The sequence below is a fragment of the Paenibacillus sp. GCM10027626 genome, assembly GCF_042676285.1.
Taxonomy (GTDB): domain Bacteria; phylum Bacillota; class Bacilli; order Paenibacillales; family Paenibacillaceae; genus Paenibacillus_Z.
Genome location: NZ_JBHTHC010000007.1, coordinates 367,096 through 383,084, shown reverse-complemented (window position 1 = coordinate 383,084; position 15,989 = coordinate 367,096). Strand labels below are relative to the sequence as shown.

At 51.3% G+C, this 15,989-nt stretch carries 16 protein-coding genes; 12 read left to right on the top strand and 4 right to left on the bottom strand.

Annotated elements, in window-relative coordinates; translation table 11 throughout:
• Window positions 1-414: 414 nt before the first annotated feature.
• Complete coding sequence (locus ACFQ0N_RS16440) at window positions 415-1,065, bottom strand: thiamine diphosphokinase (protein WP_379327979.1); 651 nt, start codon at window positions 1,063-1,065, stop codon at window positions 415-417.
• Between the two features lie 219 nt (window positions 1,066-1,284).
• Between ACFQ0N_RS16440 and ACFQ0N_RS16435 the strand changes: the two genes are divergently transcribed.
• Window positions 1,285-1,959, top strand: coding sequence for a trimeric intracellular cation channel family protein (locus tag ACFQ0N_RS16435; protein WP_379328003.1), 675 nt, complete (start codon window positions 1,285-1,287; stop codon window positions 1,957-1,959).
• A 2-nt stretch (window positions 1,960-1,961) separates the two neighbouring features.
• Entirely contained in the window at window positions 1,962-2,459 is a 498-nt protein-coding gene (locus tag ACFQ0N_RS16430) for a low molecular weight protein-tyrosine-phosphatase (protein WP_379327977.1), read from the top strand.
• A gap of 130 nt (window positions 2,460-2,589) precedes the next feature.
• Here the strand turns inward: ACFQ0N_RS16430 and ACFQ0N_RS16425 are convergent, their stop codons facing one another.
• Window positions 2,590-3,321, bottom strand: a complete 732-nt coding sequence (locus tag ACFQ0N_RS16425) for an alpha/beta hydrolase (RefSeq protein WP_379327975.1) — start codon at window positions 3,319-3,321, stop codon at window positions 2,590-2,592.
• 285 nt (window positions 3,322-3,606) lie between these two features.
• On the opposite strand from ACFQ0N_RS16425, the gene pdhA reads away from it, so the two are divergent.
• From pdhA to ACFQ0N_RS16380, 9 genes are all read left to right on the top strand, one after another.
• Window positions 3,607-4,671 (top strand): pyruvate dehydrogenase (acetyl-transferring) E1 component subunit alpha, encoded by a 1,065-nt coding sequence (gene pdhA, locus ACFQ0N_RS16420; RefSeq protein WP_379327972.1) that lies wholly within the window; start codon window positions 3,607-3,609, stop codon window positions 4,669-4,671.
• Between the two features lie 105 nt (window positions 4,672-4,776).
• Window positions 4,777-5,754, top strand: a complete 978-nt coding sequence (locus ACFQ0N_RS16415) for an alpha-ketoacid dehydrogenase subunit beta (RefSeq protein ID WP_379327970.1) — start codon at window positions 4,777-4,779, stop codon at window positions 5,752-5,754.
• A 91-nt stretch (window positions 5,755-5,845) separates the two neighbouring features.
• Window positions 5,846-7,162, top strand: a complete 1,317-nt coding sequence (locus ACFQ0N_RS16410; RefSeq protein ID WP_379327968.1) for a dihydrolipoamide acetyltransferase family protein — start codon at window positions 5,846-5,848, stop codon at window positions 7,160-7,162.
• 4 nt (window positions 7,163-7,166) lie between these two features.
• On the top strand, window positions 7,167-8,582 hold the full coding sequence (gene lpdA, locus ACFQ0N_RS16405; RefSeq protein WP_379327966.1) for a dihydrolipoyl dehydrogenase: 1,416 nt from the start codon (window positions 7,167-7,169) through the stop codon (window positions 8,580-8,582).
• Window positions 8,583-8,708: 126 nt separating this feature from the next.
• On the top strand, window positions 8,709-9,203 hold the full coding sequence (locus ACFQ0N_RS16400; protein WP_379327963.1) for an acyl-CoA thioesterase: 495 nt from the start codon (window positions 8,709-8,711) through the stop codon (window positions 9,201-9,203).
• A gap of 49 nt (window positions 9,204-9,252) precedes the next feature.
• Window positions 9,253-9,756 (top strand): dihydrofolate reductase, encoded by a 504-nt coding sequence (locus ACFQ0N_RS16395; protein ID WP_379327961.1) that lies wholly within the window; start codon window positions 9,253-9,255, stop codon window positions 9,754-9,756.
• Between the two features lie 4 nt (window positions 9,757-9,760).
• The gene (locus ACFQ0N_RS16390) at window positions 9,761-10,081 is read left to right on the top strand and encodes a hypothetical protein (protein ID WP_379327959.1); all 321 of its coding nucleotides are present in this window, start codon (window positions 9,761-9,763) and stop codon (window positions 10,079-10,081) included.
• 22 nt (window positions 10,082-10,103) lie between these two features.
• On the top strand, window positions 10,104-11,240 hold the full coding sequence (locus ACFQ0N_RS16385) for a hypothetical protein (RefSeq protein WP_379327957.1): 1,137 nt from the start codon (window positions 10,104-10,106) through the stop codon (window positions 11,238-11,240).
• Window positions 11,237-13,546 (top strand): type IA DNA topoisomerase, encoded by a 2,310-nt coding sequence (locus tag ACFQ0N_RS16380; RefSeq protein WP_379327955.1) that lies wholly within the window; start codon window positions 11,237-11,239, stop codon window positions 13,544-13,546. The genes ACFQ0N_RS16385 and ACFQ0N_RS16380 overlap by 4 nt, the downstream gene beginning before the upstream one ends.
• A 160-nt stretch (window positions 13,547-13,706) precedes the next feature.
• On the opposite strand, the gene ACFQ0N_RS16375 is transcribed toward ACFQ0N_RS16380, so the two are convergent.
• Together ACFQ0N_RS16375 and ACFQ0N_RS16370 are read right to left on the bottom strand one after the other, a co-directional pair.
• Window positions 13,707-14,459 carry an HAD family hydrolase gene (locus ACFQ0N_RS16375; protein ID WP_379327953.1) on the bottom strand — a complete coding sequence of 251 codons (753 nt, stop codon included), beginning with the start codon at window positions 14,457-14,459 and terminating at the stop codon, window positions 13,707-13,709.
• Window positions 14,460-14,620: 161 nt separating this feature from the next.
• On the bottom strand, window positions 14,621-14,842 hold the full coding sequence (locus tag ACFQ0N_RS16370) for a hypothetical protein (protein WP_379327951.1): 222 nt from the start codon (window positions 14,840-14,842) through the stop codon (window positions 14,621-14,623).
• Between the two features lie 153 nt (window positions 14,843-14,995).
• On the opposite strand from ACFQ0N_RS16370, the gene ACFQ0N_RS16365 reads away from it, so the two are divergent.
• Window positions 14,996-15,721 carry a phosphonate ABC transporter ATP-binding protein gene (locus ACFQ0N_RS16365; RefSeq protein WP_379327949.1) on the top strand — a complete coding sequence of 242 codons (726 nt, stop codon included), beginning with the start codon at window positions 14,996-14,998 and terminating at the stop codon, window positions 15,719-15,721.
• The last annotated feature ends 268 nt before the right edge of the window (window positions 15,722-15,989 follow it).

Genomic DNA, 15,989 nt, shown 5'->3' with positions numbered 1-15,989 from the left:
AGGCACGGCGATCCCGTAATCCGAAATGGACAGTTGGTTGGTATTCTCATTGGACATGTTTGTGTTTGACATTGGAACTCCCCCCGGCTCAGATCATGTTAATATGATTATACCACGAAAACGAGAGTATTGGTGAGGAAATGAAAGAAAACCCTTCATTTCATGGAGAAAATGAAGGGATCCGAATCATGAGATTCATCGCACAGGGCAAGTTGGGGAGAATTAATCGACGCTCTCCTACGGTCCGCTCATGCCTGCTTCGACCGTGCTTACAGATGTCCACAATCAATCGACAGCCTCCTACGGTCCGTCCGTTATTTATGGATTTCGCCTGGTTTTTACGGCGTTTTGAGGCCAATAACGGATCTACGGTCCGCTACGGTCCGTGTCCCCCTACTTTTTTCTCTCTGCTAGCTAATCACTGCTTTGAATAACGAGCAGTAATCCGGAGCGCATTCGGATATGACTCGTATTGGCAGTGTCTGCCAACTCGTTGCTGATGCAAAGTGATTGGCCGGTTTCCAGCGTTGCTTCATGCAGCGGATATTTGAAGCCTTCGAGCGTAATTCCGGTAACGCTTGCGCTCAGCGGCAGTAAAGACACGTAGCGGTAAGAAGGGTTTTTGCTAATCGACAGCTCGCTGGTCATCAACTGTAAATGATTGTGTTCGTCTATGATTGCCGCCCTGGCTCCATGGTCATGAGCGACTTTTAGCAGTTGTATATTGGCCAATGTATGATCGAGGCGGCTGCCAATCGCACCGATAATTGCGATGCTGCGGGCGCCGCTGTCAAGCGCGGCTCTTAGTGCGAGCTCGGTATCGGTATAGTTTTTATCGATCGGGTCGCAATCCCGCACCTCCTTGCTATAGGCCTTGATCGCTTCCCATTCCTCGTCCGTGACCGAATCAAAATCGCCAAGAGCGATGTCCGGCTTGAAGCCGTTAGCGATGAGAAATGCCGCGCCATGATCTGCGCCGATCAGCAGGTCGTCCGGGTTTATGTATTGCAGCGCCCATGGGCCGGCAGTCCCGCCGGTTACGATGAGCGCACGTTTCTTACTCATATCCAATCGTTCCTTTCTGTTAGGGCTTGCCTTTGTCAGTATACAAGCAATCCGTGACCGTTGACTAGTCTGGCCCTAAGCAAGGGGCAGCAGTATTTTAAAAACTACTCTTGCGCGATCCTTGAATACGCGGCTACAATGGTGAGGAAACTATGAACGATTCAGAGTTCTGCTCTGAACGAATGCGGAGGCATCGTAAGCTTGAACTGGCAATTGGACATGGACGTTTTTACGATTTTCAGCGTAATCGGTACAATTGCATTTGCTGTCAGCGGTGCGATTGTGGCCATGGAAGAAGAGTACGATATTTTAGGCGTGTACGTGCTCGGGCTTGTGACTGCCTTTGGAGGCGGTGTGGTGCGAAATCTTTTGATTGGCATTCCGGTCACAACACTCTGGTCGCAAGGAATGCTGCTCAAGACAGCCGTGATTGCGATGACGATTGCCTTTATTTTGCCGGTCAAGTGGATAAAGCGCTGGCGGCGAAGTGAAGCTTTTTTTGATGCCATCGGATTGTCGGCCTTCGCTATTCAAGGGGCGCTCTATGCCACCGGCAAGCATCCGCTCAGTGCGGTCATCGTCGCAGCTATGCTGACAGGCATTGGAGGCGGAATGATCCGCGACGTGCTTGCCGGCAGGAAGCCGCTCGTCCTGCGCGAGGAAATTTACGCAGTTTGGGCTATGGCTGCAGGCGCCGCTGTCGGCCTTGGCTGGTTTACGACACCGCTGGAATTGCTTGTGCTATTCGTTATTGTTATCGTGTTCAGGATGCTGTCAGTTCATTACAAATGGCGGCTGCCCAGAAGATCGCTGAAGCTTGCACTCGCGCAATCTGTTCATGCGGAAGAGGCGCAGACCGTCAAAGCAGCGGGTAAGGAGAAGGAAGGGGAGTAACGATGATTTCTGTATTATTTGTTTGTCTTGGAAATATTTGCCGTTCGCCGATGGCCGAGGCTGTACTGCGCCAGCAGCTGCAAGAGCAGGAGCTGTCTGAGCAAGTGAAGGTTGACTCTGCCGGTACAGGCGATTGGCATATCGGCAAGCAGCCGCATGAAGGCACGCGCAAAATTCTTGACCGCAACAATATCTCTTACGAAGGGATGCGGGCAAGACAGGTCAAGCTTGATGATTTTCAAAGCTTTGATTACATTGTGTGCATGGATACAAACAACGAAAAGGATGTCCGTCAGTTGTTCGGAAGCCGCTGCGACGGCCATACAAAGGTGTTCAAATTCATGAGTCTGCTGCCGGAGCGTAAAACAGCCGATGTGCCGGACCCTTACTATACTGGAAATTTCGACGAGGTTTATGAAATGATAACTGCAGGCTGCAAGAAGCTGGTTGAACGGATCAAGGAGCAGCTTCATGAGAGGGAGAAGGAAGCAATCCGCTGACGCCGTCCTTGGCGCGAGGCAGGTTCTTCCCCTGAAATTTAAAATCAAAAAAGCCGTCTTCGAAGCACCCTGCATGGAGCAGCGCTTGGGAGACGGCTTATCTTATTTTTTCAACCGCTGGGCAAGTGTGCTAACCCATAAAAATCTTCAATGCCTGCGGAATATGCTGCTGCCAAAAGCCCCACACATGCTGGCCTTCATGTTCGCCATAATGGACAGTAGCGCCGCGTTCTTCGACGATTTGCTTCATTTCGCGATTGAGCGCGACGAAATTGTAAATGCCGGTATCGGTTTGATAAGCCGTCTCTTGCAAGCCTACAATCATGAAAATCTCCATCTCGCTCAAATCCGGCATGAGGCTGGTCAAAGTTTGCGAATACGGATAGAAGGCGCCTGAAAAAGCAGCGACACGGTTAAATAAGTGCGGGTAGCGGGTTGCGATATGCCAGGAAACTGTGCCGCCTAGCGAATCGCCGGCCAGCAGCCGCTCGCCCGGATTGCGGCGCACTGGATAGCGCGCTTCAATAAACGGCAGCAGCTCTTCGGCAAAAAATTGTACATAACTGTCGTGAAGCGGGCCGTCCGGCGTATACTCGGCGGTGCGCTTCTTTTTGTCGACATCGACGCCTACAATAATGAATGGCGTAAGTCCTTCATCCAGAATGAGCTGATTCGCAATGGTCGCGACGCGGCCGAAATTGAAAAAATCTTCGCCATCCTGACAGTAGACGACAGGATAGCTGAGCGCTTCATTATAGCCTGGCGGCAAATAGATGCGCAGGTCGCGTTTGCCGTCTGGAAGGTGACGGCTTTCGACAGTTTCTTTTACAATTGTACGTTTGAAGTACCGGGAATCGGTCAATGAAAAAAACTCCTCTCGCAGATTGAATGCTTTCATACAGATAAGGGCAAACAAAAGAATGGGATAAACAGAAGGATTGTCACGGGTTATAACCATTGTGTACCATTCTGTATCATCATAAATATTCAGCTGTTATATACACACTCGGAGCGATAGATAGTACAAAACAAGGAAAAACAAAGGTTTTGACTATTTTATGCTTTGACCATTTGTATTAAACAGGGTTATAATCATTCTATAACAGAGACGCGAGCATTTTCAAATATTTAACTGAGGTGAACGTTGATGAGCAAGCTTCCTTACGAAGTACAGACGGAGCCGGTAACGCCGCTTTCGATTCTGTCTCCAGACGGTGAAGTCGTTAACCCGGATTTAATGCCGAATTTGTCGGATGAGCAATTAAAAGAATTAATGTACCGAATGGTATTTACACGTACATGGGACGAGCGTGCGGTCAACCTGGGCCGTCAAGGCCGTCTTGGCTTCTACGCGCCTGTATCGGGCCAGGAAGCATCCATGATTGGCAGTGAATATGCATTAAATAAAGATGATTTTATTTGCCCAGGCTATCGCGATATGCCGCAAATTGTTTGGCACGGATTGCCCCTCTATCAGGCGTTCCTATATTCCCGCGGTCACCAGCACGGCGGACAAATTCCGGAGGACGCGCATGTGCTGATGCCGCAAATCATTATCGGCGCGCAAATTTTGCACGCTACCGGCGTTGCTATGGCGTTCAAAAAACGCGGTGAAAAGCGTGTCGCTATTACCTATACAGGCGACGGCGGCTCGTCCGAGGGCGATTTCTATGAAGGGATGAACTTCGCAGGCGCCTACAAGCTGCCGGTTATTTATGCCGTGCAAAATAATGGCTATGCGATCACGACGCCGTTCGAGAAGCAAACAGCGGCGCTGTCGATTGCACATAAAGCGGTAGCTGCCGGTATCAAGGGCGTACAAGTGGACGGCATGGACGTTCTCGCAGTTTACAAAGCGGTGTCCGAGGCTGCAGAGCGCGGACGCAATGGCGAAGGCGCTACATTGATTGAACTGCTGACTTACCGTTTCCGTCCGCACTCCATGGCTGACGATGCGACGAAGTATCGCACGAAGGATGAAGAGAGTGAGTGGGCGCAGAAGGATCCGCTTACCCGCTTCGGCAAATTCCTGGAGAAGAAAGGCCTGTGGACTGAAGAGGATACGGCGCGCGTGAAGGAAGAAGCGAAAGCTACAGTGAATGAGCATATTAAAAAGGCTGAAGCAACGGAAAAAATGACTGTGGCAGGCTTGATCGACACGATGTTCGAGACGACGCCCAAGCACTTGGAAGAGCAAAAAGCCGATTTTTAATCATAAAGAACGATAAACGGTCAGGTCTGCTTGATTACCGGAAATGAATAGATTGCAGGCTTGTCATGCAAGAAGAGCAAAAAAATTTAGGAGGAACCAGCGAACATGGCACAAATGAATATGTTGGAAGCGATCCGCGACGCGATGCGCGTGGAGTTGAAGCGCGATGCTAACGTCGTAGCCTTTGGCGAAGACGTAGGGAAAGTCGGCGGCGTATTCCGCGTAACGGAAGGGCTGCAGGAGGAATTCGGCGAAGAGCGCGTATTCGACACGCCGCTGGCGGAATCTGCGATTGCGGGTATGGCAGTAGGTATGGGAGTGCAAGGCTTCCGCCCGATCGCGGAAATTCAATTTGTTGGCTTTATTTATGAAGCGTTGGATCAAATGTTTGTACAGGCGGCGAGAATGCGTTATCGTTCCGGCGGACGCTACAATTCGCCTATCGTTTTCCGCACACCTTTCGGGGGCGGCGTAAAAGCGGCGGAATTGCATACGGACTCGCTGGAAGGCCTTGCGGTGCAAACGCCAGGTATAAAAGTGATTGTTCCGTCTAACCCTTATGATGCAAAAGGGCTGCTTATTTCCGCCATCCGCGATAACGATCCGGTCTTTTTTATGGAGCATCTTAACTTGTACCGTGCATTCCGCTCCGAAGTGCCAGAGGGCGAATATACCGTTGAGATCGGTAAAGCGAATGTGGTGCGTGAAGGCTCAGATGTTACTATTATCGCTTACGGCATGATGGTGCACACTGCAGTTAAAGCGGCCGAGGAGCTGGAAAAGCAAGGAGTCAAGGCAGAGGTTATCGACCTGCGGACGTTGATGCCGCTTGACATCGATACGATCGTAGCTTCGATTCAAAAAACGAACCGTGCAATTGTTGTTCAGGAAGCGCAAAAAACTTCCGGTGCAGCGGCAGAAATCATTGCCCAAATCAATGAAAAAGCGATTCTTCACTTAGAAGCGCCGGTGCTTCGCGTGGCAGGTCCGGATACTGTATATCCATTCGCGCAAATCGAGGATATCTGGCTGCCTACACCAGCGCGTATCAGCGCAGCGGTTAAGCAAGTATTGGAGTTTTAATTATCATTCTGCATGAATGAATGAAGCTGATGCTCGCCTCCTTATATATGGAAGCGGGCTATCACTTGCAATGATGAAGGAGGTAGCGTAGGTGGCGAAATTTGAATACCGGTTCCCGGAGTTGGGTGAAGGCTTGCACGAAGGCGAAATCGTCAAAATGCATATTAAGCCCGGCGATAATGTAACGGACGACGATATTATTATGGAAGTGCAAAACGATAAAGCGGTCGTGGAAGTACCTAGCCCGGTCAACGGCAAAGTATTGGAAGTGTTCACGAAGGACGGACAAGTGTGCCGGATCGGTGAAGTGGTCGCGATTATCGATGCAGAAGGCGAACTGCCAGAGCAAGTACATGGCGATGCAGCTACAGAAGCGCCGCAAGAGGCTGATGAGAAAGCGGCAGCGCAAGGCGGAGCGGAAATCGCCGGCGGCCAGGCGGCAGCTTCAGCTCCTGCAGCAGCAGGGGCGATTGTACTGGCTACGCCAAGTGTACGCAAATATGCGCGTGAAAAAGGCGTAGAGCTCTCAGCCGTAACAGGCACAGGCAAGAACGGCCGCATTACGCGCGAGGACGTGGATGGCTTCGCAGCAGGCGGCGGTGCGGCAGCAGTTGCAGCTCCTGCAGCGACAGATGCGCCACAAGCAGCAGTGCCGGCTGAAGAGGCAAAAGCGGCTCCGGCAGCTGTGGCGGCAGGCACGCCTTATCGTCCGGAAGAGCGTTTGCCGTTCAAAGGCATCCGTAAAGCGATTGCGAGCGCAATGTCCAAATCGATGTACACGGCACCGCATGTTACGCTTATGGACGAAGTCGATGTAACCGAGCTTGTTGCGCTGCGCGCAAAATATAAGCCGTTTGCTGAGAAAAAAGGCGTTAAACTTACTTACTTGCCGTTCATCGTGAAGGCGCTGGTGGCAGCTTGCCGTCAGTTCCCGATAATGAACTCGACGCTGGATGAAGCGAATCAGGAAATTGTTCTGCGCAAGTACTACAATATCGGGATTGCTACCGATACAGACAACGGCCTGATCGTGCCGGTTATCGAAGATGCAGATCGCAAAAACATCTACATGGTGGCAGACGGAATCAAGGACTTGGCTGTTCGCGGCCGTGAAGGCAAACTGGCACCGCATGAAATGAAAGGCAGCACAATTACGATTACCAATATCGGCTCTGCCGGCGGCATGTTCTTTACCCCTGTTATCAACTTCCCTGAAGTGGCGATTTTGGGAACAGGCCGTATTTCGGAAAAACCTGTCGTTCGCGATGGCGAAATTGTAGCAGCCCCTGTTATGGCATTGTCGCTCAGCTTCGACCACCGTCTGATCGACGGTGCAACTGCACAAAACTTCTTAAACTATATCAAACAGTTGCTGGCTCAACCAGAACTGTTCATCATGGAGGTGTAGCAGCATGGTAGTAGGAGACGCATCACTCGATATCGACACACTAGTCATTGGCGCAGGTCCAGGCGGCTATGTCGCTGCAATTCGCGCGGCACAGCTGGGACAAAACGTATTGGTAGTCGACAAGCAATATGTTGGCGGCGTATGTTTGAATGTTGGCTGTATTCCTTCCAAGGCGCTGATCTCGGCGTCGCACCAATATGAGTCTGTATCCCATGCTTCCGAGTTCGGGATTACGACCGAAGGTGTGAAAGTAGAATGGGATAAAGTGCAGGCGTTCAAGGACGGCGTAGTCAAAAAGCTGACCGGCGGCGTTGGCGCATTGCTGAAAGCTAACAAAATTCAATACTTCAATGGCGAAGTAATGTTCATTAACGAAAATGAAGCGCGTGTATTTAACGAGCAGGAAGCTCCTCGTTATCGCTTCAAAAACTGTATTATCGCTACCGGTTCCCGTCCGATCGAGCTGAAAGCTTTCCCTTATGGGGGACGCATCGTTTCTTCGACCGAAGCCTTGTCGCTTCCGGAAATTCCGAAGAGCATGGTTGTCATCGGCGGCGGCTATATCGGCATCGAGCTTGGCCAAATGTATTCCCGTTTTGGTACGAAAATTACAGTAATCGAAGGCTCGGATTCCATTCTTCCAGGCTTCGATACGGATATGTCTTCGCTAGTTGCCAAGAAGCTGAAAGCTGCAGGAGCGGAGCTCGTAACCGGCGCTCAAGCGAAAAGCGCAGAGCAAACGGATAAAGATGTGACAGTAACTTACACTGTTAACGGCGAAGACAAGCAAGTAACGGCTGACTATTTGCTCGTTACTGTCGGCCGTCGCCCAAATACGGACGGCGAGCTTGGTCTTGATCTGATCAACATTAAAATGACGGACCGCGGCATGATTGAAGTAGACGACCAATGCCGTACCAGCATTCCGCATATCTATGCCATTGGCGACATCGTTGCCGGACCTGCTTTGGCGCATAAAGCGATGTATGAAGGACGCGTTGCAGCTGAAGCAATTGACGGCCAGCCAAGCAAGATTGATTATAAATGTATCCCGCTCGTTGTATTCTCCGATCCTGAGCTTTCCAGCGTAGGCTACAGCGAAAAAGAGGCAAAAGAAAAAGGACACAACGTTAAAGTGGGCAAATTCCCGTTCAACATTAACGGACGTGCGCTTTCTCTGGGCGTCAAAGAAGGCTTTGTGAAGCTGATCGCCGATGCGGATACAGGTCTTGTGCTTGGTGCGCAAATTGCCGGTATTGAAGCATCGAATATGATTGCCGAGCTTGGCCTGGCAATCGAAATGGGTGCAACACTGGAGGATCTGGCTCTGACGATCCACGCTCACCCGACATTGGGCGAAATTGTACTGGATGCTGCTGAGGTAGCGCTTGGCCATCCAATTCATGCCATCAGCAAATAAGAACATGAACAAAGAGGCTCATATGCTGCCAGCCAGGCGGCTGAGCCTCTTTGTCAATTCGCGGGGCTGAGCATACTATAGAAAGAAAAGAATGGATTGCCAATTGGCCAGACTGGGGGCGGCAGCATGAGAATAGAGAGCAAGCCGGCAAGTGAATCGCGCACGACCATGACGCAATTGATTTTTCCGGGCGATACGAATATGCATGGAACGATGTTTGGCGGCAAGGTAATGGAATATATGGATAAGACAGCGGCGATAGCCGGAATGAGGCATTCCGGAATGCTTGTTGTTACTGCTTCTACCGACAGTCTTGATTTTGTGGGGCCGATTCGCGTCGGAGATATTATTGAAGTCGTTGCCTATGTAACCTGGACGCATAATAGCTCGATGGAGGTATTTGTAAAGGTACAATCAGAGCAAATTGGAACTGGAGAAAAGACGACTGCGGTGACGGCTTTCTTTTCATTTGTCGGCTTGAATGAGGAAGGAAAGCCAACGCGGGTGCCTAAAGTAATCCCGCAGACGGATGAGGAAGTAAGGCTGCATGCTTCGGCACCGGCCCGTTATGAATTGCGGATGAAGCGGAAACAGGAGCGAGCAGAAAATCGCGGTTCATGATATGATACTGTAATACGATATCTATTTGAAGAAAGGACGGTTTTATCAGATGACAATAACACTTATTGCTGCAATGGCAAGCAATCGGGTGATTGGGATCGATAATAAGCTTCCCTGGCGATTGCCGGAGGAAATGGCTCATTTTCGCCGTTCCACGACTGGCAAAACCGTCATTATGGGGCGCAAGACGTTCGAATCGCTAGGCGGAGCTTTGAAAAATCGTCGCAACGTCATTATTACGCGCAATGAGGACTACAATGCGACTGAAGGCTGTGAAGTGGCGCATTCGATTGAGGCTGCGCTGCAGCGCTATGCTGCCGGCGGGGAAGAGCTGATGGTCATCGGCGGCGCTGAAATTTACAGGCAATTTTTGCCGCATGCGGACAAGCTGCTGCTGACGGAAGTGTTTGTGGAGCTTGAAGGAGATGCTTATTTTCCTGCGTTTGCGTCCGAAGAATGGGAGAATGTGCAGGAGGAGTGTCATGAGCGGGACGAGAAGCATGCCTATCCGTTTTGTATTCGTACCTATCGACGCCGGCAGGAGGGAGTATAATTAGATGATACAGTATGGCTCGGACCGCGTACTGGAATTGAAATTCGCACAATTTAAGCCGCGGCTGGAGCGGCGAAATTCGCATTGGATCGAAATTGAGTTAAAGTTTGAGCTTTCTCCAGCAACGCCTGCGCCGCCAGAGCTGACAGATTTGTCGGCCTTAGTGATTTGTACGTCAGAAGGAATCATCGCCCAGATTGTGCCGCTTGATGAGGGCTGTGATTGTGAATTTCAGTTCACTGCAGATGAAAAGGAGCAAATGCGCGCATTTATTCAATCCGAAGCGATCCAGCAGGCGATAGCTGAGCTGCCGCTTGCAGAATAAGATATAATCGGAGGGATATTCGTTGCGAAATGAAGGCGCCCGCATTTTATCACCAACCGACATTCGCAATATCAGCAGCTATGTTCAAAAAAAGTTTGCCGACCTGCCGCAAGAAAGGCATGCCGAAATTATTTATGACGCGATGCAGCGCATCGTCTCCCGTCAATTGCCCGATTGGAAGCCCGAGAGCAAGCTGAAGCTGACGACGGCGCTTCTGCGTGACGTCGTGTTAAAGCAGCGAAAACCGGTAGAAAGCATGCATATTTTTGCTGCTTGTCTGCAGGCTGGCGATTTAGAGGAAGATGCCGGATCGCGCCTCGCACTCAAGCGCTGGACAGAGCTGCGGCTCGGAACAACGCTGATGGACGGGCAATTTGCTGATCTTCTTGTGAAGGCGGCCGCAATGGATTCGGAGGAAGAAATTTGGCAGGTCATGACAGGCTTTGCTGCTCAGGAAATATTGGAGCCGGATACAGATGAGAACGAGCTTCAATCTGCGGTAGCGGCTGCTGTCGAAGCTTCGGCTGTTGGACCGATGAAGAAGCTGCGCCGTTCGACCTACGCGCTGTTATCGGCGATGCTGGCTGCCGGTACGATTACATATAGCAGCACGTGGCTGGAGCGCTCAGCCCGCTCGGCCAATGAGGCGCCTGCGGCCCCGCCGGCTGAACAAAAGCAGACCGTCAGCAGTTTGAATGAGCTGCCGCAAGAGCTCAGATATACCGCTGTTAATAAGAAGAAGTTAATCGCTTATTTGAAGAACAGAAATTCCCTGCTGGCTGAAGAGCAATATGTAAACGCGATTTTGCGCACAGCCCGCAAAAAAGATATTAACCCGCTGCTGCTGTTTGCCATTACAGGACAGGAACAGGGCTTTGTACCGCGGGACCACAAAAATGCCCAAGAGATCGCAAACAATCCGTTTAATGTCTATCATAGTTGGCGTGAATACAATACGACACTTGAGGATGCGGCAAGTATTGCAGGCAATACGATTAACCGGTTGAGCCGAAATCGGCCGGAAAATGTAGAGCCCATTACTTGGATCAATAGGGAGTATGCAGAAGATCCGGACTGGGCGAGTGGGGTGAGCAGTCTGCTCTCTACCCTGCAGCGTGCTGTCAGTACAAGTAATGATCATAGAGAGGCGATTGATTGAAGACGTTAATTATTGCAGAGAAACCGGATATGGGGCGGACAATTGCAGCAGTAATTGAACCGAAAGCGCAAAACAAGCGCACTTATCTGGAGGGTCAGCAGTTCATTATAACTTGGGCGATTGGCCATCTTGTCAGTCTGGCTGAGCCCGATCAGTACGATCCCAAGTATAAGCGATGGAATGAGGCGGATTTGCCTATTATACCGGATCATTTCAAGCTATGGCCTAACCCGCGGACTAAAGAGCAGTTAAAGACGATAGCCGAGTTGGCCAAAAAATGCAATAAGCTTGTCAACGCCTGCGATGCCGGGCGTGAGGGCCAGCTTATTTTTCATCTTATACGCCAGTATTTGAAACTGCGGCAGCCAGTGGAACGGCTGTGGATTTCGGATTTGACGCCGGAGACGATCCGCCGCGGCTTTGCATCGCTGCGCAGCGATGCAGAATATGATAATCTGACAAGCGCGGCGCGGGCGCGCAGTGAGGCGGATTGGCTTGTAGGAATGAACGCTTCCCGCGCATTTACGATTCGTCATCGCACGCTTTTGTCTGTCGGCCGGGTACAGACGCCGGTACTAGCGCTATTATATGACCGTCATAAGGAGATAACTGCTTTTGAGAGCGAAACCTATTATGTCGTGCAAGGGGAGTTCTCGCAGCAAGCATTTCGCTATAAGGGAGTGTGGCAGGGGGACCGGCTGACGGCAAAAGACAAGGCTGAGGCGATCGCGGCCAAGGTTCGCGGGAAGCAAGGCCGTATTGTCAGCTATAAAACGAATGAGACTAAGGAATACCCGTTCCGTCTATATGACTTGACACTGTTGCAGCGGGAGGCGAATGGCCGTTTTGGCTATCCCGCCAAAAAAACGCTTGATCTCGCGCAAGCGCTTTATGAGAAGCACAAGGTCATTACATATCCCCGGACAAGCTCGAATTACGTGACAGAGGAAAATATTCCCGTCATGGGCAAGGTGCTCCATATGTTGAAATCGACTGATTATGGCGCGCTTGCTGCGGGAGCGGACCAGGGCAGAGTGCATAAAGGCAACAAAGCCGTCTGCAATCCGGCCAAGGTTGAGGATCACCACGCCATCATCCCGACGCCGAAACGGCCGCCCAGCGGCTTGAGCAAGGATGAGCTGAACATTTACGACATGATCGTCCGCCGTTTTTTGTCGCATTATTATCCTCCGGCTGTATACAACAATCATGAGGTCATCACGGAGGTTGAGCAGGAGACGTTCAAGACGAGAGCCAAGGAGCAGCTTGATCCGGGGTGGCGGGTCGTGCTGGGCGATGAGGGGGAGAGTTCCAGCAGCGCCGGCAAAGCAAAATCGCGCCGCAAAAAAGCTGACGATCAGGCGGAAGATGAGGATGAGCTGCTGATTACCGATCAGCCGTTCTCAGTCGATCCTTCGCAAGCGGTCATGTGTGAACAGGCGTCCGCTCTGGAGAAAATGACCAAGCCGCCAAAACCGTATACGGAAGGAACACTGCTAAAGGCGATGGAGAGCGCCGGCAAAGCGATCGAGGACGACGAGCTGCGCGAAGCGATGAAGCATACCGGGCTAGGAACGCCGGCTACTCGAGCAGCGACGATCGAGCGCTTAAAACAGGTCGGTTATATCTCCACAGCGGGCAAGAAGCTGGAAATGACTGCAAAGGGCTGCGCGGCAATAGAGCTTATTCGGTCAGCAGGTGTCGATCTGTTGACATCTCCGGAGATGACTGGGCGCTGGGAGCAGCGGCTCCATCAAATTTCCCGAGGCGAGGCTTCAAACGAGCCGTTCATGGCGAAGGTCAAGCAATTCGCCGGGATGATTGTCGCCAAGGTGAAGCAGCAGCGGCCGGCAGATGCGAGTCTGTTCGGGGAGCAGGCCGGGCGCGAGAAAAGGACAGCGAAGGGGGCGCGTCGGACTTCCGGCAGCGGCAAGAGCAGCAAGAGCAGCACGACGAAATCGGCGGTTTCATCATCTGCAGCGAAAAAGGCTGCTGCGTCAGCCACAGCGACAACAGCAGTGGATGCGGCTTGGATTGCCGACTGTCCGCGGCCGGGCTGCGGCGGCAAGCTGATTGAGGGAAAGCGCGGTTACGGCTGTCTGCGATTCAAGGAAGGCTGCGGCTTCGTCATCTGGAAGGAGCAGCAGGGCAAAAAAATAACGGCCGCGATGGCTAAGTCGCTGGCAACGAGCGGCAAAACGCGCAAAATCACAATCAAGCAGGCTGACGGTACGCCGTTATCGGGCAATTGGGTGCTGCGGGACACAGCAAAGGGCACGATTCAATTCGTAAATAGTGACGCTTAAAGCAAGCAAGGCTTATCCGGGACAGGTCGCCCTGTACCAGATAAGCCTTTTTGCTTTATACAACATCCCGAATAAGCATTCGCCTGGCGGTAACGGATGTCACGGCCGCTATTTTCAAGCGCCAAGGACGGCGCCAGCCGTTTCTTCTCAGTGCTGTCTGTTATCCCGTAGCGGATTGGTTAGAGCTGACATACTCCGAGATCGCTTGCGGTACTTCGGCCAGCTCCCGAAGCTGATAGTAGGCGCCTTTTGGGGCGATGTCAACGTCCACAATGTTGTATACCCACTCGGATTCGCTCTCAAGGTGAATGGCATTAATGCCGGCATGAAACGCCGGAACGATGTCGGTGCGGATCGAATTGCCGATCATCCATGTCTGATCGCGATTCATCCTCTTGCTGGCAACAATTTGCTCCATTGCTTCAATATTTTTATGTTTGCGAACGTAGATCCGCTCGCCAAAGTAACGCGTAAGCTGCATTTGGTCAATTTTTCGCTGCTGAATCAGGACTTCTCCGCCTGTGTACAGATGCAATTCATGTCCTTCGCTGGCGAGGCGATCCAGAGTTGATTCCATATTGGGATATGCCTCGACTTCATGCTCGTATACGCTGCGTCCCAGCTTCCATAGAAAATCAATCTCGGCGGCCGTTTGCGGGCGGTTGTACAGCTCGGAAAAGAAGCGGTAAGTGTCCACGAACGACTGAGGAAAATGATCGCTCTTAAAGCCGTCGGCATTCACGCCTACCAGATCGATCTCGATCTGCTTGTCGCGGATAGCTTGCGCGTCAAGGGATGCAGACTTGAACCATTCTGTCATAGCGGAAGTAAACTGATTGATGATTTGATAAAAATACCGGTTGCAATAGATGAGCGTATCATCCAAATCAAATAGCAGGGTTTGCTTTGTCATAGGCATAATCTCCTTCTTCGGCTGATTCGCTGTACTCTCAATCTACCGCATCTGGGACCGCTCGTCAATTCGTATCAAATTAATGCACACAGTGCATAATAATAGCAAAACAGGATGCAGCCTTGCTGCCAAAGCAACAGCAAAGGGGCATCCTGGAGTAATTAGGCGTATTTGACCAGCTTGTTGCGCAGATCCTGCTTAATAAAGGCGATGCGTTTGCGAACGTAAAAGTCATAACTCTCGCCCTTCAATTCCTTCGGGCTGATCACCTCCTCAGCCGTATTATCGATAATAGTGAGCCTGCCGTCAGAATAAAACTTGAAGGTTAAATCCCGGAATGGACGATGACGTTCGATAAATCGATAGTTTTCACAGTTGTACAAGATGATCAGCCTCCTTTTGGAATGCAAGTAATTTGGAACATCTGTTCTCATTTCTATTATACCAAACATTTGTTCGGATGGAAACTATTTTTTGTTTGCCGTAAACTATACTGATAGACTGCTATATTCGAGAAATAAAGGAGCGCCTTACATATGATCAGAGTGTCTCAATTATCGAAGCAAATTCCTGGCGGCCCTACCGTTTTGGCCGGCATTGATCTTGATATTGTCCCTGGCGAATTCGTTGCGATAAAGGGAGCAAGCGGCAGCGGCAAATCGATGCTGCTCCGTTGTCTGGCGCTGCGGGAGAAATGGAGCAGAGGCCAGTATCTAATGGACGGTACCGACATTTTGAAAAAGGGATTGCCTGGCATCATGAAAGTGCGCCGCGAGGTTGCTTATTTAGAGGAAAAGCCCATTCTGATCCCCAATAAGACAGCGCTTAAAAATGTGCTGATTGGCGCCGCCTATCAGACGCCGTTTTGGCGCAGAATAACGGGGATGGTTCGCAGCGATGACTACATGGGGGCTATGGATGTCATCGAAAAGCTTGGCCTGCTTGATAAAGCGCATATGAAGGGCGAGAAGCTGAGCGGCGGCGAGAAGCAGCGGATTGCAATAGCGCGTGCGCTTGTGCATGGCGCGAAGACGTTGCTGGCCGACGAGCCGGTATCCGGGCTGGATCCGCACGCGGCAGAGACGGTCTTGGCCGATTTGAAACGGATGTGCGAGACGCAGGACATTGCAGTGGTTGCCGTACTGCATCAGGGAGACTGGGCAGAGCGGTTCGCAGACCGCATCATTGGTTTGAATAGCGGACGAATCGTGCTGGACATACGTGGGCGCCGCATGACCGAACGGGAAAAAATGATGCTCTAGCTCTAGCAAGGCGTTCTACGCACGAGGGACCTGCTGGCCGTTGGAGCCGCCGCATAAGCGCAGATAAGCGGCGCCGGAAACCGTTTGTGATAAGCCGGGAGGGGAAGAGCTGCCTGCCACTGCAGCAGCCGGCGCCCCTCCGGCGCCGATAAGCGCTCCCGGGTATTGATTGCCGATAAGTTACAACGTTACTTTGTCGTGGTTCCTGTCCATTATAATCGCCTCCTATGAAAGCGTCTTCTTTAATCGATGTCGTTTCAGCGCAAGT

What these genes read in the sequence shown, in the direction of transcription:
- ACFQ0N_RS16440 (WP_379327979.1), bottom strand. Translation starts at nt 1,065, where the DNA reads ATGAGTAAGAAACGTGCGCTCATCGTAACCGGCGGGACTGCCGGCCCA.
- ACFQ0N_RS16435 (WP_379328003.1), top strand. Translation starts at nt 1,285, where the DNA reads ATGGACGTTTTTACGATTTTCAGCGTAATCGGTACAATTGCATTTGCT.
- ACFQ0N_RS16430 (WP_379327977.1), top strand. Translation starts at nt 1,962, where the DNA reads ATGATTTCTGTATTATTTGTTTGTCTTGGAAATATTTGCCGTTCGCCG.
- pdhA (WP_379327972.1), top strand. Translation starts at nt 3,607, where the DNA reads ATGAGCAAGCTTCCTTACGAAGTACAGACGGAGCCGGTAACGCCGCTT.
- ACFQ0N_RS16415 (WP_379327970.1), top strand. Translation starts at nt 4,777, where the DNA reads ATGGCACAAATGAATATGTTGGAAGCGATCCGCGACGCGATGCGCGTG.
- lpdA (WP_379327966.1), top strand. Translation starts at nt 7,167, where the DNA reads ATGGTAGTAGGAGACGCATCACTCGATATCGACACACTAGTCATTGGC.
- ACFQ0N_RS16400 (WP_379327963.1), top strand. Translation starts at nt 8,709, where the DNA reads ATGAGAATAGAGAGCAAGCCGGCAAGTGAATCGCGCACGACCATGACG.
- ACFQ0N_RS16395 (WP_379327961.1), top strand. Translation starts at nt 9,253, where the DNA reads ATGACAATAACACTTATTGCTGCAATGGCAAGCAATCGGGTGATTGGG.
- ACFQ0N_RS16390 (WP_379327959.1), top strand. Translation starts at nt 9,761, where the DNA reads ATGATACAGTATGGCTCGGACCGCGTACTGGAATTGAAATTCGCACAA.
- ACFQ0N_RS16375 (WP_379327953.1), bottom strand. Translation starts at nt 14,459, where the DNA reads ATGACAAAGCAAACCCTGCTATTTGATTTGGATGATACGCTCATCTAT.
- ACFQ0N_RS16365 (WP_379327949.1), top strand. Translation starts at nt 14,996, where the DNA reads ATGATCAGAGTGTCTCAATTATCGAAGCAAATTCCTGGCGGCCCTACC.